The following is a 20,467-nucleotide window of genomic DNA, read 5'->3' as shown; positions in this document are numbered from 1 at the left end:
CCCGAAAGGGCACCACGAGCATGGAGCAGTACGAGCCCGATCAACTGTCCCCGGCCCGACTGGCCGCCGTGCGGCGCAGCCTCCGCAACGGCAGGGCCTCCCTCAGCCGCCGTTCGCTGCTGCGCGCCTCGACGGGCGGCGCGCTCGCCCTCGGCGGCCTCGGGACGCTGAGCGCCTGCGGGATCCCGGCGGCGAAGAACACCGCGGGCGTCTCGTCCGAGGACCACTCGGCCAAGGAGAAGCAGATCAACTTCTCCAACTGGACCGAGTACATGGACGTCGACGACAGCGAGAAGCGGCACCCGACGCTCGACGCGTTCGCCGAACGCACCGGCATCAAGGTCAAGTACACCGAGGACATCAACGACAACGTCGAGTTCTTCGGCAAGCTCAAGCCGCAGCTCGCGGCGGGCCAGGACACCGGGCGCGACCTCATCTGCGTCACCGACTGGCTGGCCGCCCGGCTGATCCGTTTCGGCTGGGTGCAGAAGCTGGACGCCTCCCACCTGCCGCACGCGTACGCGAACCTCTCCCAGCAGTTCCGCACCCCCGACTGGGACCCGGGACGCGCCTACTCGTATCCCTGGACCGGTATCTCCACCGTCATCGCCTACAACAAGAAGGCGCTGGACGGGGTGGAGGTGAAGTCCCTCTCCGACCTGCTCGACAACCCGAAACTCAAAGGGCGCGTCGGCTTCCTGTCCGAGATGCGCGACAGCGTCGGGATGACGCTGCTCGACCTGGGCAAGGACCCGGCGAAGTTCACGGACGACGACTTCGACGCGGCCATCGCCCGGATGCAGAAGGCCGTCGACAAGGGCCAGATCCGCCGCTTCACGGGCAACGACTACACCTCCGACCTCACCAAGGGCGACCTCGCGGCCTGTCTCGCCTGGGCGGGCGACGTCGTCCAGCTCAAGGCGGACAGCCCGGACGTCGACTTCCTCATCCCGGACAGCGGCTATCTGACGTCCACGGACAACCTGCTCGTCCCGAACAAGGCGCGGCACAAGGCGAACGCCGAACGGCTCATCGACTACTACTACGAGCCGGGTCCGGCGGCGCAGCTGGCCGCGTACATCAACTACGTCTGTCCCGTCGACGGTGTGAAGGCCGAACTGGCGAAGATCGACAAGTCGGCGGCCGACAACCCGCTGATCATTCCCGACGCCGCCATGGCGGCCAAGTCGCACTCCTTCCGCTCCCTGAGCACCAAGGAAGAGACGGCGTACGAAGAGAAGTTCGCAAAGCTGACGGGGGCGTGATCACCGTGACCACCAACAACAGTGCGAAGAGCACCGCGAAGAACGGCACGACGAGCGGTACGGAGGCCGGCGGCGACGTCCGCCTCTCCGGCATCAGCAAGACCTACGGCTCCTTCACCGCCGTCCGGCCGCTCGATCTGACCGTGCCCCAGGGCTCGTTCTTCGCCCTCCTCGGAGCGTCGGGCTGCGGCAAGACCACCACGCTGCGCATGATCGCCGGTCTGGAGGAACCTTCCTCCGGAACGGTCTTCCTCGGCGAGCAGAACGTGACGAACCTGCCCCCGTACAAGCGGCCCGTGAACACCGTCTTCCAGTCGTACGCCCTCTTCCCGCACCTCGACATCTTCGAGAACGTCGCCTTCGGTCTGCGCCGGCGCGGCATCAAGTCGGTGAAGAAGCAGGTCGGCGAGATGCTCGACCTGGTCCAGCTCGGCGAGCAGGCCCGCAAGAAGCCGCACCAGCTCTCCGGCGGCCAGCAGCAGCGCGTCGCCGTGGCCCGCGCGCTGATCAACACCCCGAAGGTGCTCCTCCTCGACGAGCCCCTCGGCGCCCTCGACCTCAAGCTGCGCCGCCAGATGCAGCTGGAGCTCAAGCGCATCCAGACCGAGGTCGGCATCACGTTCATCCACGTCACGCACGACCAGGAGGAGGCCATGACCATGGCCGACACGGTCGCCGTGATGAACGCGGGCCGTGTCGAGCAGCTCGGCTCGCCCGCCGACCTCTACGAGAACCCGCAGACCACGTTTGTCGCCAACTTCCTCGGCACCTCCAACCTCATCGAGGCCGAGGTCGACGCCAGGAGCGGCGACGACATCGTCCTCAGGGCGGGCGACTGCAAACTCGTCCTGCCCGGCGCGCGATGTTCGGCGCCCGCGACGGCCGGCGGCAAGGTCCTGGTCGGCGTCCGCCCCGAGAAGATCTCCCTCACGCACGCCGACGAGGCGGGCGAGATCCCGGCGGGCCGCAACCGCATCACCGGCACGATCGCCGACTCCAGTTTCATCGGCGTCTCCACGCAGTACGTCATCGACAGCCCGGTCTGCCCGGAGTTCGAGGTCTACGCCCAGAACATCGACCGCGACCCTCGGCTCGTCCCCGGCGCCGAGGTGGTCCTGCACTGGAACCCGGCGCACACCTTCGGCCTGGACGCCGACCAGGACATCGACGCGGGCATCGAAACGGTCGAGGAAGAGGCGGCCTGATGACGACCGTCACCGACGCGCCACCCCTGGCGCCCACCCCCGCGCCGAAGGAGCGCCCTCCTCGCCGGAGAGGCCGCCTCACCCCGTACTGGCTGCTGCTCCCCGGCATCCTGTGGCTGGTCGTCTTCTTCGCGCTGCCGATGGTCTACCAGGCCTCCACGTCCGTGCAGACGGGCTCCCTTGAGGACGGGTACCAGGTCACCTGGCACTTCGCGACCTACTGGGACGCGGTCGCCGACTACTGGCCGCAGTTCCTGCGCTCCATCGTGTACGCGGGCACCGCCACGCTCCTGTGTCTGCTGCTCGGCTACCCGCTCGCGTACCTCATCGCGTTCCGTGCGGGCCGCTGGCGCAACTTGATCCTGATCCTGGTCATCGCGCCCTTCTTCACCAGCTTCCTGATCCGTACGCTCGCCTGGAAGACGATCCTCGCGGACAGCGGCCCGGTCGTCGGCGCCCTCAACACGCTGCACGTCCTGGACGTCACGAGCTGGCTGGGCATCACCGCGGGCGACCGCGTCCTGGCCACCCCGCTCGCGGTGGTCTGCGGTCTCACGTACAACTTCCTGCCGTTCATGATCCTGCCGCTCTACACCTCCCTCGAACGCATCGACGGGCGGCTGCACGAGGCGGCCGGCGATCTGTACGCGCGGCCCTTCACCACCTTCCGCAAGGTGACCTTCCCGCTGTCGATGCCCGGGGTCGTCTCCGGGACGCTGCTCACGTTCATCCCGGCGAGCGGCGACTACGTGAACGCCGATCTGCTCGGCTCCACCGACACCCGCATGGTCGGAAACGTCATCCAGACGCAGTTCCTGCGCATTCTCGACTATCCGACGGCCGCGGCCCTCTCCTTCCTTCTCATGGCGGGAATCCTGGCCATCGTCACGCTCTACATCCGCAAGTCCGGGACGGAGGATCTGGTTTAGATGGGCCTCTTGCGCTGGTTCAGAAGCCGTCTCGTCGTCATCGCGGGTCTGCTGACCCTCGGATATCTGCTGCTGCCCAACATCGTCGTCACCGTCTTCTCCTTCAACAATCCGAAGGGCCGCTTCAATTACGAGTGGCAGCAGTTCTCCACGGACGCCTGGACCGATCCCTGCGGGGTCGCCGACCTCTGCGGCTCGCTCTCGCTGAGCCTGCAGATCGCCGGCTGGGCGACCCTGGGAGCCACCGTCCTCGGCACGATGATCGCCTTCGCGCTCGTCCGCTACCGCTTCCGCGCTCGCGGCGCCGTGAACTCGCTGATCTTCCTGCCGATGGCGATGCCCGAGGTCGTCATGGCGGCCTCGCTGCTCACGCTCTTCCTCAACCTGGGCGCCCAGCTGGGCTTCTGGACGATCCTCATCGCCCACATCATGTTCTGCCTGAGCTTCGTCGTCACCGCCGTGAAGGCCCGCGTGATGTCGATGGACCCGCGCCTGGAACAGGCCGCGCAGGACCTGTACGCGGGACCCCTGCAGACCTTCCTGCGCGTGACGCTGCCCATCGCCGCGCCCGGGATCGCCGCGGGAGCGCTGCTCGCCTTCGCGCTCTCCTTCGACGATTTCATCATCACCAATTTCAACGCCGGTTCGACCGTCACGTTCCCGATGTTCGTCTGGGGTTCCGCACAGCGCGGAACACCCGTTCAGATCAATGTCATCGGTACGGCCATGTTCCTGATCGCCGTACTGTTCGTGCTGGCCGGAATGGTCATCGGAAACCGCCGCAACCGCCAGAAGGCATAACCGCATTACATTCGTTGGGAGTTGAAATCATGGCCCCGAGCGCCATGAGCCGTAACAACGATCGGACCGACAAGAACTGGGCGAAGTCGCTCTCCGACGTCCAGCCGCTCTCGTACTGGCTGGACGACCCCGGCAAGCCCCGCCCCGAGCCCGCGCTCACCGCCGCCGAGACCTGCGACCTGCTCGTCGTCGGCGGTGGCTACAGCGGACTGTGGACCGCGCTCCTCGCCAAGGAGCGCGACCCCGGGCGCGAGGTGGTCCTGCTGGAGGGCCGCGAGGTGGGCTGGGCCGCCTCGGGCCGCAACGGCGGATTCTGCGCCGCCTCCCTCACCCACGGCCTGTCCAACGGTCTGACCCGCTGGCCCGACGAGATCCACAAATTGGAGGAGCTGGGCGCCCGCAACCTCGACGGCATCGAGGCGACCGTCGCCCGCTACTCCCTCGACTGCGACTTCGAGCGCACCGGCGAGATCGACGTGGCGACGGAGCCGTACCAGGCGGCCGAACTGCGCGACTGGCACGAGGAGCTGAAGGAGCGCGGCCTCGCCGACGGCGTCGAGCACCTGGACGCCGACGCCGTACGGGAGCAGGTCAACTCACCGACCTTCCTCGGCGGCCTGCACGACCGCCGGGGCGTCGCCATGCTGCACCCCGCCAAACTCGCCTGGGGCCTCAAGCGCGCCTGCGTCGGACTGGGGGTGCGCGTGTACGAGAACACGCCCGCGCTCACCCTGAAGGCGTACGGCGCGGGCATGGCCGTACGCACGCCGTACGGGAGCGTGCGCGCCCGCCGGGTCGCCCTCGGCACGAACATCTTCCCGAACCTGGTCAAGCGCGTGCGCCCGTACACCGTGCCGGTCTACGACTACGCGCTGATGACCGAGCCGCTGACCGCCGGGCAGCTCGACTCGATCGGCTGGAAGGGCCGGCAGGGGCTCGGGGACTCGGCGAACCAGTTCCACTACTTCCGGCTGTCCGCCGACAACCGGATCCTGTGGGGCGGCTACGACGCCGTGTACCCGTACGGCGGCCGGGTGCGCGCCGAGTACGACGACCGGCCGGACACGTACGCGAAGCTCGCCGGGCACTTCTTCACCTGCTTCCCGCAGCTGGAGGGCGTGCGCTTCACCCACGCCTGGGGCGGCGCGATCGACACGTGCTCCCGTTTCTCGGCCTTCTTCGGCACCGCGCACGGGGGCCGGGTCGCCTACGCGGCCGGCTACACGGGCCTCGGGGTCGGCGCGACCCGGTTCGGCGCGGACGTGATGCTCGACCTGCTGGCGGGGGAGCGCACGGAGCGTACGGCGCTGGAGATGGTCCGCAGGAAGCCGCTGCCCTTCCCGCCCGAGCCGTTCGCGTGGACGGGCATCGCGCTCACCAAGTGGTCCCTCGCCCGCGCGGACGCGCACGGCGGCCGGCGCAATCTGTGGCTGCGCACGATGGACCGGGTGGGTCTGGGCTTCGACAGCTGACCCGTACGGGCGACTTTCCCGAGTGATTGCCGAAAGCCGCGTAATGCCGGGCCCGGGCCTCCCTCTCTCCTGTGACGCGACCAGCGTCGACACGAGAGAGGGAGGTTCCGCCATGACAGGGGCGAAGACGGCGGTCGAGTGGCTGGCATCCGTGGCACCGGATCCCGATGCCTGCCGCTTCGAATGGGAGCGCAACCCGATGGGGGTCGCGCTGCTGCCGGCGGGCAAGGTCTGGGACGTGCTCATCCTGCCGGGGCAGCTCGGCTATCCGACGCTCGACGTGCTGTCCCGGGTGCTCGACCAGCCAGGTCCCGTACTCGTCGACTTCGGTGACGCGCGCATGGGTTTCTTCGTCCCGCCGGGGACGGCCGCGCGCTGGCTGGGCACGGGGGTGCGCACGGCGGGCCGCGGCACGTGGATCGTCGTCCCGTATCCCGGGCGCTCCACCGGCGGGGTCCGCTGGCTGATCCCCCCGGACGGCTCCGGCACCCTCACCGACCCGGCGCTGCTGGAACTGGCCATGCACGAGGCGGCGGCGGGGCTGGCGACCGAGGAGCGCGGCGGATCCATTGACCGCGACGGGTTCGGTGAGGGGTGAGTGCGACGACTTCGGCCACGGGTGACCGTGACGGCGGATAGCTGCCGGAGGTCTTGACAACCGTATTGGTCTGGACCAAATTGAGCGCGCTCCACCCTCCATCTCCCCCACGCCAGGAGGCAGTCGTGGATCGCGCCAGACCTCTTCCCGGACCTGTTCGCAGATCCGCTCGCAGATCCGTCCTCGCCGTCTGTACGGCCACCGTCCTGGCCGTACCCGGTATGACCGCGCTCTCGTCGGCCGCCCGTGCGGCCGACGCGGACCTGGCCCGCAACGGCGGGTTCGAAGCGGGTCTCGACGGCTGGTCCTGCACGGCGGGTTCCGTCGTCGGCTCACCCGTCCGCAGCGGCGCCTCGGCGCTGCAGGCGACCCCGGCCGGCAGCGACAACGCGCAGTGCGCGCAGACCGTCACGGTCAAGCCGGACTCCCAGTACACGCTCGCCGGACACGTCCGCGGCTCCTACGTCTACCTCGGCGCGAGCGGCACCGGCACCACCGACGTCTCCGCGTGGACCCAGTCCGCGCCGGACTGGCAGCGGCTCGCCACGACCTTCCGCACCGGCCCCACCACCACCCGCGTCACGATCTACACGCACGGCTGGTACGGCACCGGCGCCTACCACGCCGACGACATCTCCCTGGTCGGCCCCGGCGGCGACGCGGTGCAGCCGCCGGCCGCGCCCACCGCCCCCACGGTCGGCACGGTCACGTCCACCGCCGTCGGCCTGTCCTGGCCCGCGGTACAGGGCGCGACGGGCTACGCGGTCTACCGCAACGGGACGAAGATCCAGACGCCCACCGGGACGTCGGCCAACGTCACCGGCCTCAGCCCCTCGACCGCGTACTCCTTCCAGGTCACCGCCGTGAACGCCGCCGGGGAGTCCGCGAAGTCCCCGGTCGTCACAGCGACCACCGCGGCGGGCCCGGGCGGCGGCGGCCCCGCCGACCTGCCCGCCCACGCCCTGGTCGGCTACCTCCACGCGAGCTTCGCCAACGGCTCCGGCTACACGCGGATGGCCGACGTCCCCGACAGCTGGGACGTCATCGACCTGGCCTTCGGCGAACCGACCTCGGTGACCTCGGGCGACATCCGCTTCGACCGCTGCCCGGCGGCCGAGTGCCCCGGGGTCGAGTCCGACGCCGAGTTCAAGGCGGCGATCAAGGCGAAGCAGGCCGCCGGCAAGAAGGTCCTCATCTCGATCGGCGGCCAGAACGGCCAGGTGCAGCTGACGACCACGGCGGCCCGCGACACGTTCGTCTCCTCGGTCTCGAAGATCATCGACGCGTACGGGCTCGACGGCCTGGACATCGACTTCGAGGGCCACTCGCTCTCCCTGAACGCCGACGACACCGACTTCAAGAACCCGAAGACCCCGGTGATCGTGAACCTCATATCGGCGCTCAAGACCCTCAAGGCCAAGTACGGCGACGACTTCGTCCTGACGATGGCCCCGGAGACGTTCTTCGTGCAGCTCGGCTACCAGTACTACGGAACGGGCAAGTGGGGCGGCCAGGACCCGCGCGCCGGCGCCTACCTCCCGGTCATCCACGCCCTGCGCGACGACCTGACGCTGCTGCACGTCCAGGACTACAACTCCGGCCCGATCATGGGCCTCGACAACCAGTACCACTCCATGGGCGGCGCCGACTTCCACATCGCCATGACCGACATGCTCCTCACCGGCTTCCCGGTGGCGGGCGACGCGGCCAACGTCTTCCCGCCGCTGCGCCCCGACCAGGTGGCCATCGGCATGCCGGCCACGACGAACGCGGGCAACGGCCACGTACCGTCGTCCGAGACCGACAAGGCCCTGGACTGCCTGACGAAGAAGACCAACTGCGGCTCGTACGCGACCCACGGCACCTGGCCCGCCCTGCGCGGCCTGATGACGTGGTCGATCAACTGGGACCGCTTCGGCGGCTGGGAGTTCTCGAAGAACTTCGACGGCTACTTCGGCTGAGTGACTGTGCTGCTGCTGGTGGTTCTGGTTCTGGTCAGGAACCTCGTGAGCCCCAGCAGCAGCACGGCGCTCAGGCACCAGCTCCCCACCACGTCCAGCGGCCAGTGGTAGCCGCGGCGGACCAGGCCGAAGCTCACGGCTGCCACCAGGACCAGACAGGCGATGGTGAGTTCACGGCGCAGGTAGCGGTTGCGGAGCCAGGGGAGCAGGAGGAGGACGGCGGCTCCGTACGCGACGGCGGCGGTCGCGGTGTGGCCCGAGGGGTAGTAGCCGTCGCCCGCCATGCCGGGCGGGCCGGTGCGGCCGACGGCCTCCTTCAGGGGGACGACCAGGAGGGGTACGACGGCCAGGGTGACCAGGGCCGCGAGCGGCGGCAGCCACCAGCGGGGGAGGGCCGCGCGCCGGGCCCGCCAGGCGACGTACGCGGCGACCGCGGCCAGGACCGGGACGGCGACCGCGATGTTGCCGAGATCCGCGAGGAACTCGGCGGCACCCGTCGGCAGGCGGCTCCCCTCGACCACCCGCGCAAGCCGCTCGTCCCCGCGCCGCACGGCCCCGTCGACGGACACCTGCCAGGTGAGCAGACCGAAGAGGAGAAGAAGACCGAACGAAGCAAGGACCCGGGCACGACCTCCCGCATCGGGTGAGGTTTCACCACGGCGGCCGCTTTCGGGGTCACTGATCATGCGATACAGCGTGCCAGCACATCAGCACCGGGCCCCGTCAGGGGCGCGAGGAACTGCGCGGCTGGCCACGACGAGAGCCGCGCTCGGCAAGACAGCGACCCCACCCCGGACCGACCCCCGCAAGGGGCGCGGGGAACTGCGCGGCCAGCCACGACGGACCCGCAGTCGAAATCACATCCCCCCGGCGGAAGCCGTCCCGTGGCGCGGGCCCGGGGAACTGACCCCGGACACGCCGAAAGGCTTGCACCAGGGGGGGTAGGTGCAAGCCCTTCGGTGGTTCTGACCGGGTTGTCGCGCGCCCCGGGGGGTTTGGGGCGAGCGACTGTCCGATCGGTGAGGAGACCCGGAGCTCAAGGCTCCGGTTGTGTGCGCGAAGGCACGACCAGGGCGAAGCTGGGGAGGCCCCGTCCTGATGCCGCCCACAGTCCCCTGTGGGCGGGGTGCATCTCTCATCTGCGTAGAACCTACGACAGCGAAAGCGCGTCCGACAGAAGGATTCCCTTCCCGCCATGCACCTCGCACACCTTCTTCACACGCCCCGCTCCTGCGACAGAACGGACGGCCCCGGCGGCAATCCGATGAGGCCGGCCCCGCTCAGATGCGGGCGAAAGCCTGCTCGATGATGTCCAGTCCCTCGGTCAGCAGGTCCTCGCCGATGACCAGCGGCGGCAGGAACCGCAGCACGTTCCCATAGGTGCCACAGGTAAGGACCAGCAGGCCCTCCTGGTGGCAGGCCTTGGCCAGCGCGGCGGTCGCCTCCGCGTTCGGCTCCTTCGTCGTACGGTCCTTGACCAGTTCGATCGCGATCATCGCGCCGCGCCCGCGGACGTCGCCGATGATGTCGAACTTCTCGGCCATCGCGCCCAGCCGGGCCTTCATGACGGCCTCGATGTTCTTCGCCTTCGCGTTGAGGTCCAGCTCCTTCATCGTCTCGATGGAGCCGAGCGCACCGGCGCAGGCGACCGGGTTGCCGCCGTAGGTGCCGCCCAGGCCGCCCGCGTGCGCGGCGTCCATGATCTCGGCGCGGCCCGTCACGGCGGCGAGCGGCAGACCGCCCGCGATGCCCTTGGCGGTGGTGATCAGGTCCGGGACGATGCCCTCGTCCTCGCACGCGAACCACTGGCCCGTACGGCAGAACCCGGACTGGATCTCGTCGGCGACGAAGACGATGCCGTTGTCGGCCGCGAACTTGCTCAGGGCCGGCAGGAAGCCCTTGGCGGGCTCGATGAAGCCGCCCTCGCCGAGCACCGGCTCGATGATGATCGCGGCCACGTTGTCCGGACCGACCTGCTTGGTGATCTCGTCGATGGCCTGCGCGGCGGCCTCGGCGCCCGCGTTGTCCGGACCGGTCGGCCAGCGGTAGCCGTACGCCACCGGGACGCGGTAGACCTCGGGCGCGAACGGCCCGAAGCCGTGCTTGTACGGCATGTTCTTCGCGGTCAGCGCCATCGTGAGGTTCGTGCGCCCGTGGTAGCCGTGGTCGAAGACGACGACCGCCTGCCGCTTGGTGTAGGCACGCGCGATCTTGACGGCGTTCTCGACGGCCTCGGCGCCGCTGTTGAACAGGGCGCTCTTCTTGGCGTGGTCCCCGGGCGTCAGCTCGGCGAGCGCCTCGGCGACCGCCACGTACCCCTCGTACGGCGTGACCATGAAACAGGTGTGGGTGAAGTCCTGGAGCTGGGCGGCGGCCCGGCGTACGACGGCCTCGGCGGAGGCACCGACGGACGTCACGGCGATACCGGAACCGAAGTCGATGAGCCGGTTCCCGTCGACGTCCTCCAGGATGCCGCCGCCGGCGCGCGCGGTGAAGACGGGCAGCACGGACCCCACACCGGCCGCGACCGCGGCGCTGCGGCGCGCCTGCAGCTCCTGCGACTTCGGGCCGGGAATGGCGGTGACGATGCGGCGCTCCTGCGGAACTGCGCTCATGAGGGGCTCCCTGGGGTCGTGCGACGGGCTGACGGGTTTCCTTCCTCGCAGGCTAGGGCCGGGTGCGGGGGGTGGGCATGCTCCATCTGGGCGGTGTCGGAGAAGCCGCTTGTCCGTGTTGGACATGGCGTGGCCGGGGAACGTCCAAGGGGGCGGGGTCCGTCTCGTCGCGCACCCGGCCGGGTAAGCGGTGAACTCCCCTTGTGAGGGCGTTAGATTGACTCGCAACCACGTACGGAGCGGCTGGTCAGGGGTGGCAGAGGCGATGGACAGCGACGGCACGCACGACGCACGGGGCACACACGCCGATCGTGTGCCGCGGCCGGCCGGACCGCCCCGGGTGCCGCCGCGGCCCACACAGGCCCCCGGCGGACCGCCGCGGCCGGACGGATCCGCCTTCCTCAGCTGGCTGCGCACGCCCCGGCCCGAGGCCGCACCGGGCGTGTGGCGGTTCGGCCACCGGCCGCGGCCGGAGGTGGAGCCGGAGCAGATCCCCGCCCGGCAGCTGCTCAGCGGCGCGTTCATCGCGTTCCTCGTCGGCTACCTGATCTGGTCGCTGCTGTGGAACGGCTACCTCGGCGGCTGGTGGCTGCTGCCGCTGTACGCGATGATCCCGGACTCCTGGGCCCAGCCGCACAGCTTCGCCTCCGTCGTGGTCGTCTACGCCTACTACGTGGCCGTGGCGCTCGGCATCATGATCGGCGTCGGACGGCTCGGCCGGTGGGGCGAGGTCTGGCGCCGGTACGGGCCCCCCGCCTGGCGCCGGGCCGCACCCGTCGACGACCGGCCCCCCGTGCCCGAGGAGGACCCCGCGCAGTGGAACGCCCTGCGCGCCGCCGGAGCCGCCGACGCCGCCGACCGGCTCGGCTCCGACGCGCGGGCCGGGCTGATGAGCGACGTCGACCACGCCCGCATCACCCGCGCCTGGCAGGGCGTGCGCAGCGGACGCCACAGCCTCGCCACCTTCACCGGCGCCGTGCTGCGCGAGGGCGCCGCCGCCTGTCTGCACCCTTCCGGCGAGCGGGACCTGCCGGGCCGGCTGGCCCGGCACGACCTCGTCACGGGGCAGGTGCGCCTCGGCACGACCGCCGACGACGCGCGCAACCCGTACGCCTACCGCGGCACCGGGATGGCGCTCGGGCCCGAGCTGCTCGGGACCTCGCTGCTCGCCGTCGGGCCCGCCGGCTCCGGCAAGACCGGCGGGGTCGTCTGGCCGCTGGTGGAGTCGCTGTGCCTGCACGCGCTCGCCGGACGGGCGGCCGTGGTCGTCGTCGGAGCCGCGGGCGCAGGCCTCGGCCCGGTGGACGCGTACGACGTCGTGGTGCGGGTCGGCAACCCCGAGTCCGTGTACGACCTCGACCTGTACGGCGGCACCAGCGACCCGGACGAGGCCGCGGCCGTGCTCGCCGAGGCGCTGGTCGGAGATCTCGCCGACCCGCACCCCAGCGGGGACAGCCGGCGGTCCACCACCGTGCTCGCCCAGCTGCTCGGACCGTACCGGGCCGTCCACGGACGCTTTCCCTCCGTGCCCGAACTGCGGCAGCTCCTCGACGGGGCGCCCGGCCCCCTCGGCGCGCTCCGCAAGGCGCTCACCGACGGCGGCCAGGAGTCGCTGCTGCGGGAACTCGACGCACGGGAGCGGCAGATGGGGCAGCCCGGCGACCTGGGCGGGGTGCTCGCCGACCGGGTGGCGCTGCTCGACCGGCCCGCCTTCGCCGGCTTCTTCGACACCTCAGGACAGACCCGGCCCTTCTCGCTGCGCGCGCTGGACCATCCCGTACGCGTACGGATCGACCTGCCCCAGCGCGGGCACGCGGATGCCTCACGGATCCTGTCGCGGCTCGTGCTCGCCCAGTTCGCGGCCAGTGTCGCGGTCCGCGAGGACCGGTCCCTGTTCGCCTGCCTCGTGCTCGACGACGCCACCGGCGTCGTCACCCCCGATGCCGTACGAGGGATCCAGCGGCTGCGCTCCGCCAACGCCGGGGTCGTGATGACCCTGCGCACGCTCGACGACGCGCCCCGCCCGCTGCGCTCGCCCCTGCTCGGCGCGATCGGCTGCCGGGTGGCGCTGTCCGGACTCACCCCGTGGGACGGGCAGGACTTCGCGGAGGTCTGGGGCAAGGAGTGGATCGAGGCCCGGGACGTCACCGACCGGCAGATCATCGCGGAGACACCGGCCGGGAAGGCCGTCCACATGCTGCGCCGGGTGATCACCGGGAACGCGCCGACCGCCCGGGCCGTGACCGTGCGCCAGGTCGAACGGGAACGGTGGTCGGCGTCCGAACTGGCGCACGCGGTGCCACCGGGGCACGCGGTGCTCTCACTCACCAGCGTGCGCGGGGAGCACGCGCCCCCGCTCCTGGTGGATCTGCGGAACCCGGGAGCGGAAGCCTGAGTGGCGACAGCCGCGGTGCGTAGAGGGCCGGTGGGGCTCCTGGGGGGTGTGCGCGGGCGCATCCGGCAGGACGTCTGGACATATGGTCACGGGTCGACCGTACGGTGAGGCAGAATCGGTAGAGGTCGTTCATACATCGCGGCCAAAAGATCACCTCGTCATCACTTCGTCCATGACTGTCGAAGAACCCGTGAAGACCTGAAGGTCCCATGCCACCCACGCTCGCCTCGCTCGTCCACCACTCGGCGCTCAAGCTCACCGTGCGCGCGGGCAGGGAACGGCTGGACACGCCCGTGCGCTGGGTGCACGCCAGCGAGCTCACCGACCCCGTGCCCTACATGGAGGGCGGGGAACTCCTCCTCATCACGGCGCTCAAGCTGGACGCCGAGGACGCCGACGCCATGCGCCGCTATGTGCAGCGGCTGGTCGGAGCGGGAGTGGCCGGGCTCGGCTTCGCCGTCGGCGTGCACTACGAGAAGATCCCCGACGCCCTGGCCGACGCCGCGGCGGAAGAGGGCCTGCCGCTCCTGGAGGTCCCCCGGCGCACCCCCTTCCTCGCCATCAGCAAGGCCGTCTCCGCGGCCATCGCCGCCGACCAGTACCGGGCGGTGACCGCGGGGTTCGCCGCTCAGCGCGAACTGACCAGACAGGCGCTGAGCGACGGACCCGAAGGGCTGCTGTCCGCGCTCGCCTCCCAGGTCGACGGCTGGGCCGCGCTGTACGACGCCTCCGGTGCCGTCGTCGCCACCGCGCCGGAGTGGGCCGGCCGCAGGGCCGCCCGGATCATCGAGGACGTGGAGCGGCTGCGCGACCGGCCCGCGCCGGCCAGCTCCGTCGTCGGCGGGGGGCCCGCGGACGGCACGGACGGCACGGACGGCGAGGACCGGATCGAACTGCACTCGCTGGGGACCGGGCGCCGCTCCCGTGGCGCGCTCGCTGTCGGCACCGCGTCCGCGCTGGGCACGGCCGAGCGCTACGCCGTGCACTCCGCGATTGCCCTGCTGACCCTCGTCACGGAACGGTCCCGTTCGCTGTACGCCGCCGAACAGCGGATCGGCGCCGCCGTGCTGCGCATGCTGCTCGCCGGGCAGCCCGACCACGCCCGCGGGGTGGCCGGGGACCTGTACGGCGGGCTGCTCGACGCGCCCTACCGGATGATGCTCGCCGAGGCCGCCTCCGCGTCCGCCGGGCGGGCGCGGGCCAGGGGCGGTGCCGACGCCGACTCCGACGGGGCCGACCCGGACGGGGTCGAGGCGGCCTCGGTCGTGCTCGCCGAGGCCGGGGGCGATCTGGTGGGCGGGTTCGTCGAGGTCGCGGAAGCCGCGGCGGCCCGGTCCGGGGAGGCCGTGCTGATCGTGCCCGACGGGGAACGGCGGCTCGTGGTGCTCGCCGCGGACGGGGGCGCGGTCGTCACCGCCTGCACGCGGTACGCGCACACCGTCGGTATCGCGCGGAGCGGTTCCGAGCAGGGGACCGACGAGGACGAGCTGGTCGTGGGCGTGTCCGCGCCCGCCGGGCCGGTCGCCGCCGGGGCCGCCTACAAGCAGGCCGAGCAGGCGCTGTCCGTCGCGCGGCGGCGGGGGCGGGTGCTGGTCGAGCACGAAGAGGTGGCCACGGGGTCCGTGGTGCCGTTGCTCGCGGACGACGCGGTGCGGGCGTTCGCGGACGGGCTGCTGCGGGCGCTGCGCGAGCACGACGCGACCGGGCGGGGGGATCTGGTCGCCTCGCTGCGGGCGTGGTTGTCGCGGCACGGGCAGTGGGATGCGGCCGCGGCGGATCTGGGGGTGCATCGGCATACGCTGCGGTACCGGATGCGGCGGGTCGAGGAGATCCTCGGGCGGTCGCTGGACGACCCGGACGTACGGATGGAGCTGTGGCTGGCCCTGAAGGCGACGGCTGCCGTGACGGCGTCTGCGGGGGAGTAGGCCGGCTTCGGCCGCGGCTGTTGATGGGTGCGGGTGAGTGGGGGCTGGGGTCTTTGCGCAGTTCCCCGCGCCCCTAAAAGACTGCGCAGTTCCCCGCGCCCCTGAAGGCCCCCTAGGGGCGCGAGGAACGGCGCGCGCAACCCCCACAGACCCGCGGCCGACGACGGCCCGAGCGGCACGCTCGCCCCCCACCGGCCTCCGGCCAACGAACGGCCCGAGCGGCGCGCTCAACCCCCACCGGCCTCCGGCCAACGACCTGCCCGAGCCCCCGACCCCTTAGGGGCGCGGGGAACTGCGCGCTCAACCCCCACCGGCCCGCGGCCGACGATCCCCCCGAGCCACCGACCTCATAGGGGCGCGGGGAACTGCGCAATCTTTTCGGCTGCAGGCCGGTGGGGGCCGGTCGCGCCGTTCCCCGCGCCCCTGAAGGCAGGCCCCCTTGACGAAGTGGAGCCATGTTCATGAACAGTGCTCCTTCGTGGACAAGTGGCCCCCGGCAGCCACGGGCCTACCGTGGAGGCGTCCAGCAGTTGACCTACTTCATGGAAGGGGCGGGGACCTCATGACTTCCACCCATGCCTTCTGGCTTGCCGGGCGTCAGGCCACCGGTGAGGCCACCTTCGACGTCACCTCGCCCTGGGACGGGCACCTCGTCGGCAAGGTCGGTGTGCCGAGCGACGCGCAGGTCGAGGAGGCCGTCGCCGCCGCCCACGCCGTGCGCGACGAGTTCGCCGCCACCCCCGCCCACGTACGGGCCGCCGCCCTGGACCACGTGAGCAAGCGGCTCGTGGAGCGCACCGAGGAGATCGCCCGGCTCATCTCCGCCGAGAACGGCAAGCCGCTCAAGTGGGCCCGCGGCGAGGTCGGCCGGGCCGTGTCCGTGTTCCGGTTCGCGGCTGAGGAGGCCCGCCGGTTCAACGGCGGCGAGGCCCAGCGGCTGGACACCGACGCGGGCGGCCAGGGCCGGCTCGCGCTCACCCGGCGCTTCCCGAAGGGCGTCGTGCTCGGCATCGCCCCCTTCAACTTCCCGCTCAACCTGTGCGCTCACAAGATCGCCCCGGCCATCGCGGCGGGCGCGCCCATCATCCTCAAGCCCGCCCCCGCGACCCCGCTCAGCGGCCTGGTCCTCGGCGAGCTGCTGGCCGAGACGGACCTGCCGGCCGGCTCCTGGTCCGTGCTGCCCGTGGCCAACGACAAGATGCCCGCGCTGGTGCAGGACGAGCGGCTGCCCGTGATCTCCTTCACCGGGTCCGACAAGGTCGGTTACGCGATCATGGACTCCGTACCGCGCAAGCACCTCACGCTGGAGCTGGGCGGCAACGGCGCGGCCGTCGTGCTCGGCGACTGGGCGAGCGACCAGGACCTCGACTGGGCCGCCACCCGCATCGCGACCTTCAGCAACTACCAGGGCGGCCAGTCCTGCATTTCCGTGCAGCGGGTCATCGCGGACGCGTCGGTGTACGACCGGCTGCTGCCCCGGATCGTCGCGGCGGTCGAGGCCCAGGTGACCGGGGACCCGTCCGACGACACGACCGATGTCGGCCCGCTGGTCAGCGAGGACGCCGCCAAGCGGGTCGAGTCGTGGGTCGACGAGGCCGTCGCGGCCGGGGCCGAGCTGCTCGCCGGCGGCAAGCGCGACGGCGCCTCGTACGCGCCGACCGTGCTGGCGGGCGTACCGGCCGACGTGACGATCGCCTGCGAAGAGGTCTTCGGGCCCGTCCTCACCGTGCAGAAGGTCGACGGGGAGGCCGCCGCCTTCGCCGCCGTCAACTCGTCGAAGTACGGGCTCCAGGCCGGGGTGTTCACCCACGACGTGCAGACCGCCTTCCGGGCCCACCGGGCGCTGGAGGTGGGCGGTGTGGTGATCGGCGACGTGCCCTCCTACCGCGCCGACCAGATGCCGTACGGCGGGGTCAAGGAGTCCGGTGTCGGGCGCGAGGGCGTGCGGTTCGCCATGGACGACTACACCTACGAGCGCGTCCTGGTCCTCACGGGGCTCGCTCTCTGAGACCGGACCTCGGGACCCTATGGCTACTGACAATCGTTTTCATGTAGTGTGCCGGGCATGGCCGTTCCGAAGCGCAAGATGTCCCGATCCAACACCCGGCACCGCAGGTCCCAGTGGAAGGCGGCGACGCCCGATCTCGTCCCCTTCCACCTCGACGGGCGCGAGTACGCCGTGCCCCGCCGCCTGATCCGCGCCTACGAGCGCGGGCTCATCCGGCCCGAGGGGTGATCGAACCGCAAGGGTGAACCAGCCCGAGGGGTGACCCCCGCACCCGCGGGCGAAGGGGCCCGGCACCGCTGCCTTCCGGTGCCGGGCCCCTCCTTTGTGCCGTCGGCGATCCCCGGGCCCTCAGCCGGAGAAGCCGACGTGCGCGAACCGCAGCGGGCCGCGCAGCTCGATGCGCAGGTCGTGGACCCCGGACGCGGCGAACGGGCTGGTCACGGAGGTGTAGGCGTACGGGCCCGTCGTGGGCGCGATGTCCAGGTGGGCGATCGCCGGGGCGTCGTCCAGGGCCAGTTCGAGGGTTCCCTCGCCCGACACCTCGACCGTGACGGACCGGGCGCCCGGCCCGAAGTCGCAGGCGCGGTAGACCAGTTCGGCCGAAGGGGGGCCGGCCGAGTCCGGATCGGCAGGGGTCACCGCGTCGCCCGAGCGTTTCGTACGGTCGACGATCTCCACGCCGCGCTGTTCGTCGAAGTCGGCCGAGCGCAGGCCGCGTTCGAGGACCGGGCGCGGGGCGGGGGGCGTACCGGCCGGGTCGATCGTCGCGCTCAGGCGGATGTCCTCGGCGGACGCGCCCGCGAGGAGTTCGTACCCGCCGGGTTCCAGCCGTCGGCCGCCGTGTGCCACGTCCCAGAACTCGAAGGCGGAGAGCGGGAGTTCGAAGGACAGTTCCGTGGTGGCGCCCGCGGGAAGATGGACCCGGCGGTGTGCCAGCAGCTCACGGCGGGGGCGCGGCACGGACGGTGACACGGGGCGGCCGTAGAGCTGGGCCACCTCGTCGGCCGCCGTGTCACCGGTGTTGGTGACCGTGAAGGTGACCCGCGCGGACTCCTCCCCGACCCGCGCCACCAGGTCCGCGTACGCGAAGGACGCGTAGGAGAGGCCGTGGCCGAACGGGAAGAGCGGGGTGCCCTCGAAGTACAGATACGTCTGACGGCCGCCGATCACGTCGTAGTCGAGGAGGCCGGGCAGGTCCGCGTCCGAGGCGTACCAGGTCTGGGGCAGCCGGCCCGCCGGGGAGACGTCGCCCGCCAGCACGCGGGCCAGCGCGGCGCCGGCCGCCTGGCCGCCGTGGGCCGTCCACAGGACGGCGGGCAGGTCCGTGGGGTCGATCGCGTACGGGTACGAGGACGTGACGGCCAGGACCGTGCGCGGGTTCGCGGCCCGTGCCGCGTCGAGCAGCCGTTGCTGGTGGGCGGGGAGCGCGAGGGTGGTGCGGTCCTCCGTCTCACGCCCGTTGATGTGCGGATCGTTGCCGACGACCACGACGACGACGTCGGCGGAGGCCGCCGCGTGCGCCACCGCGTCCTCGCCGCGTTCGGTGGTCTCCGGTTCCAGGACCACCGGATTCTCGTCGGCAACCTTTACGCCGTCGGCGGTCACAGAGACGTAGCGACCCGTGCCGATGTGCCGCAGGAGGTGCCCGTTCCCGTGCCCACCCTCTCGGGAGCTCCGGGGTTCCAGCCGGAACGTCTCCTGCACGACCCAACCGCCCGGCTGGTCCGCCGAGGCGCGGACGAAACCGTCCTCGGCGACGGAGAGGTACCGGCCGTCGGGAGCGCGGAAGGTGAGGACGCCCCCGCCCCAGTCGATCAGCGCCAGTTCGGTGCCCACGTCGTCGGTGGTGAGCGGCGGGAGATCGGTGCAGCCCGCGAGCAGGGCCGGGTCCAGCGCGCCCGCGGCCCCGCGGACCTCCTCACGCGCGTCGTCCGCCCTCGGCACGCTCAGATACGTGCCCTCGGCGGTCCTCAGCCGTACGCGGTCCACGCCCTCGGCGAAGTCCACGCGGTCGGCGCCGAAGCGGTCGTACAGGCCCTCCAATGGTGTGGACCGGTGGATGAGGGTGCCGCTGTACCAGTCGAGCTTGCACTCGTCGGCGAGAAGCCCGACCACCGCGATGCGCGGGCCCTCCCCGCCCGGGGTGCCCTCCCCGGTCGGGGTGTTCGCCACGCTCGGGATGTCCTCCCCGGTCGAGGTGCCCTCCCGGATGAGGGGGAGCAGGCCGCCGTCGTTCTTCAGCAGGACGATCGCCTGTTCCGCCGCCTCCCGGGCGAGCGCCCGGTGCGCGGGGGTGTCGAAGTCCTTGGCGTCCGCGTACGGGTCCAGCAGCGGGTCGAACTCGCCGAGCCGGAAGCGGACCGACAACTGGCGGCGGACCGCCGCGTCGATATCGGCCTCGGTCAACAGGCCTTGGCGCAGGGCCTCCTGGACCCGTTCCACGATCTGCGCGCTGTCCGTGCCGTGGTCCGTGAAGCTGTCGACGCCGGCGAGCAGCGCCGCGGCCGTCGCCTGTTCGTGCGTGTCGAAGTAGTGCTCGGAGTCGACCAGGTTCGAGGGCGCGCCCGCGTCCGAGCAGACCAGCAGGTCCTGGTCCGTCCAGGTGCGCAACTGCTCGGCCAGATAGGGCGACACATGGTTGGGGCGGCCGTTGACCAGGTTGTACGCGGGCATCACCCCGGCCACCGCGCCCGCCTCGACCGTCTCGCGGAAGGCCCGCAGGTCGTACTCGTGCAGCACACGGGGGCGTACCGAACTCGACGCGGTGGCCCGGTCCGTCTCGTTGTTGTGCGCGAGCCAGTGCTTGAGGACCGGAGCCGTGCGCCAGTAGGCGGGGTGGTCGCCGCGCAGACCGCGTGTGTACGCGGTGGCGATCGCCGAGGTCAGCCTCGGGTCCTCCGAGTAGCCCTCCTCGTTGCGGCCCCACAGCGGGTGGCGCAGCAGATTCACCGTGGGCGCCCAGACGTTGAGGCCGACGCGGTCGTCGCGCGAGCGCATCGCGCGGACCTCGGTGGAGACCGCCTCGCCGACCCGGCGCACCAACTCCTCGTTCCAGGTCGCGCCCAGGCCGACCGCCTGCGGGAACACGGTCGCGGGGCCCATCCAGGCGACCCCGTGCAGGGCCTCCTGACCGGTGCGGAACGCGGCGATGCCGAGGCGTTCGACCGCGGGCCCGAACTGGTGCAGCATCGCGACCCGTTCGTCGAGGGTGAGCCGCGACAGAAGATCGTCGATGCGCTTCGCGAACGGCAGCTGCGAGTCGCGGAATGGCGGCGTTTGTGCAGTCACGCGAG

14 protein-coding genes are annotated in these 20,467 nt (G+C 71.5%); 11 read left to right on the top strand and 3 right to left on the bottom strand.

Annotation, left to right across the window (positions count from 1 at the left end; all coding sequences use genetic code 11):
* Positions 1-20: 20 nt before the first annotated feature.
* The 7 genes from ACFWGJ_RS05275 to ACFWGJ_RS05245 all read left to right on the top strand — a co-directional run bounded on the left by ACFWGJ_RS05275 (position 21) and on the right by ACFWGJ_RS05245 (position 8,231).
* Positions 21-1,265 carry a spermidine/putrescine ABC transporter substrate-binding protein gene (locus ACFWGJ_RS05275; protein ID WP_387321179.1) on the top strand — a complete coding sequence of 415 codons (1,245 nt, stop codon included), beginning with the start codon at positions 21-23 and terminating at the stop codon, positions 1,263-1,265.
* Between the two features lie 5 nt (positions 1,266-1,270).
* Entirely contained in the window at positions 1,271-2,470 is a 1,200-nt protein-coding gene (locus ACFWGJ_RS05270; protein ID WP_387321220.1) for an ABC transporter ATP-binding protein, read from the top strand.
* Positions 2,470-3,399, top strand: a complete 930-nt coding sequence (locus tag ACFWGJ_RS05265; protein WP_387321177.1) for an ABC transporter permease — start codon at positions 2,470-2,472, stop codon at positions 3,397-3,399. The genes ACFWGJ_RS05270 and ACFWGJ_RS05265 overlap by 1 nt, the downstream gene beginning before the upstream one ends.
* On the top strand, positions 3,400-4,200 hold the full coding sequence (locus ACFWGJ_RS05260) for an ABC transporter permease (RefSeq protein WP_107021769.1): 801 nt from the start codon (positions 3,400-3,402) through the stop codon (positions 4,198-4,200).
* Between the two features lie 29 nt (positions 4,201-4,229).
* Positions 4,230-5,672 (top strand): NAD(P)/FAD-dependent oxidoreductase, encoded by a 1,443-nt coding sequence (locus ACFWGJ_RS05255; protein ID WP_387321175.1) that lies wholly within the window; start codon positions 4,230-4,232, stop codon positions 5,670-5,672.
* 112 nt (positions 5,673-5,784) lie between these two features.
* Positions 5,785-6,270, top strand: coding sequence for a hypothetical protein (locus ACFWGJ_RS05250; protein WP_387321173.1), 486 nt, complete (start codon positions 5,785-5,787; stop codon positions 6,268-6,270).
* Between the two features lie 125 nt (positions 6,271-6,395).
* Positions 6,396-8,231 (top strand): chitinase, encoded by a 1,836-nt coding sequence (locus tag ACFWGJ_RS05245; RefSeq protein WP_387321171.1) that lies wholly within the window; start codon positions 6,396-6,398, stop codon positions 8,229-8,231.
* Here ACFWGJ_RS05245 and ACFWGJ_RS05240 read toward each other — a convergent pair.
* Positions 8,219-8,917 carry a phosphatase PAP2 family protein gene (locus tag ACFWGJ_RS05240; protein WP_387321170.1) on the bottom strand — a complete coding sequence of 233 codons (699 nt, stop codon included), beginning with the start codon at positions 8,915-8,917 and terminating at the stop codon, positions 8,219-8,221. The genes ACFWGJ_RS05245 and ACFWGJ_RS05240 overlap by 13 nt on opposite strands.
* Positions 8,918-9,511: 594 nt before the next feature.
* Positions 9,512-10,846, bottom strand: a complete 1,335-nt coding sequence (gabT, locus tag ACFWGJ_RS05235) for a 4-aminobutyrate--2-oxoglutarate transaminase (RefSeq protein ID WP_387321168.1) — start codon at positions 10,844-10,846, stop codon at positions 9,512-9,514.
* Positions 10,847-11,111: 265 nt separating this feature from the next.
* Between gabT and ACFWGJ_RS05230 the strand changes: the two genes are divergently transcribed.
* The 4 genes from ACFWGJ_RS05230 to rpmF all read left to right on the top strand — a co-directional run bounded on the left by ACFWGJ_RS05230 (position 11,112) and on the right by rpmF (position 17,402).
* Entirely contained in the window at positions 11,112-13,241 is a 2,130-nt protein-coding gene (locus ACFWGJ_RS05230) for an ATP-binding protein (RefSeq protein ID WP_387321218.1), read from the top strand.
* A gap of 209 nt (positions 13,242-13,450) precedes the next feature.
* Positions 13,451-15,166, top strand: coding sequence for a PucR family transcriptional regulator (locus tag ACFWGJ_RS05225; RefSeq protein ID WP_387321166.1), 1,716 nt, complete (start codon positions 13,451-13,453; stop codon positions 15,164-15,166).
* 562 nt (positions 15,167-15,728) lie between these two features.
* Positions 15,729-17,174, top strand: a complete 1,446-nt coding sequence (locus ACFWGJ_RS05220; protein ID WP_387321164.1) for an aldehyde dehydrogenase family protein — start codon at positions 15,729-15,731, stop codon at positions 17,172-17,174.
* 57 nt (positions 17,175-17,231) lie between these two features.
* Positions 17,232-17,402 (top strand): 50S ribosomal protein L32, encoded by a 171-nt coding sequence (gene rpmF / locus ACFWGJ_RS05215; protein ID WP_387321162.1) that lies wholly within the window; start codon positions 17,232-17,234, stop codon positions 17,400-17,402.
* A 120-nt stretch (positions 17,403-17,522) separates the two neighbouring features.
* Here rpmF and ACFWGJ_RS05210 read toward each other — a convergent pair whose 3' ends face one another.
* Positions 17,523-20,462: a glycoside hydrolase family 3 C-terminal domain-containing protein gene (locus ACFWGJ_RS05210; RefSeq protein ID WP_387321160.1), complete on the bottom strand. Its 2,940-nt coding sequence runs from the start codon at positions 20,460-20,462 to the stop codon at positions 17,523-17,525.
* Positions 20,463-20,467: the final 5 nt, after the last annotated feature.

Origin of the sequence: Streptomyces sp. NPDC060205 (assembly GCF_042728395.1) — a bacterium.
In the GTDB taxonomy this organism is placed as follows: domain Bacteria; phylum Actinomycetota; class Actinomycetes; order Streptomycetales; family Streptomycetaceae; genus Streptomyces.
This window is presented reverse-complemented; position numbering and strand designations above follow the sequence as displayed.

What these genes read in the sequence shown, in the direction of transcription:
- ACFWGJ_RS05275 (WP_387321179.1), top strand. Translation starts at nt 21, where the DNA reads ATGGAGCAGTACGAGCCCGATCAACTGTCCCCGGCCCGACTGGCCGCC.
- ACFWGJ_RS05265 (WP_387321177.1), top strand. Translation starts at nt 2,470, where the DNA reads ATGACGACCGTCACCGACGCGCCACCCCTGGCGCCCACCCCCGCGCCG.
- ACFWGJ_RS05260 (WP_107021769.1), top strand. Translation starts at nt 3,400, where the DNA reads ATGGGCCTCTTGCGCTGGTTCAGAAGCCGTCTCGTCGTCATCGCGGGT.
- ACFWGJ_RS05255 (WP_387321175.1), top strand. Translation starts at nt 4,230, where the DNA reads ATGGCCCCGAGCGCCATGAGCCGTAACAACGATCGGACCGACAAGAAC.
- ACFWGJ_RS05250 (WP_387321173.1), top strand. Translation starts at nt 5,785, where the DNA reads ATGACAGGGGCGAAGACGGCGGTCGAGTGGCTGGCATCCGTGGCACCG.
- ACFWGJ_RS05240 (WP_387321170.1), bottom strand. Translation starts at nt 8,917, where the DNA reads ATGATCAGTGACCCCGAAAGCGGCCGCCGTGGTGAAACCTCACCCGAT.
- gabT (WP_387321168.1), bottom strand. Translation starts at nt 10,846, where the DNA reads ATGAGCGCAGTTCCGCAGGAGCGCCGCATCGTCACCGCCATTCCCGGC.
- ACFWGJ_RS05230 (WP_387321218.1), top strand. Translation starts at nt 11,112, where the DNA reads ATGGACAGCGACGGCACGCACGACGCACGGGGCACACACGCCGATCGT.
- ACFWGJ_RS05225 (WP_387321166.1), top strand. Translation starts at nt 13,451, where the DNA reads ATGCCACCCACGCTCGCCTCGCTCGTCCACCACTCGGCGCTCAAGCTC.
- ACFWGJ_RS05220 (WP_387321164.1), top strand. Translation starts at nt 15,729, where the DNA reads ATGACTTCCACCCATGCCTTCTGGCTTGCCGGGCGTCAGGCCACCGGT.
- rpmF (WP_387321162.1), top strand. Translation starts at nt 17,232, where the DNA reads ATGGCCGTTCCGAAGCGCAAGATGTCCCGATCCAACACCCGGCACCGC.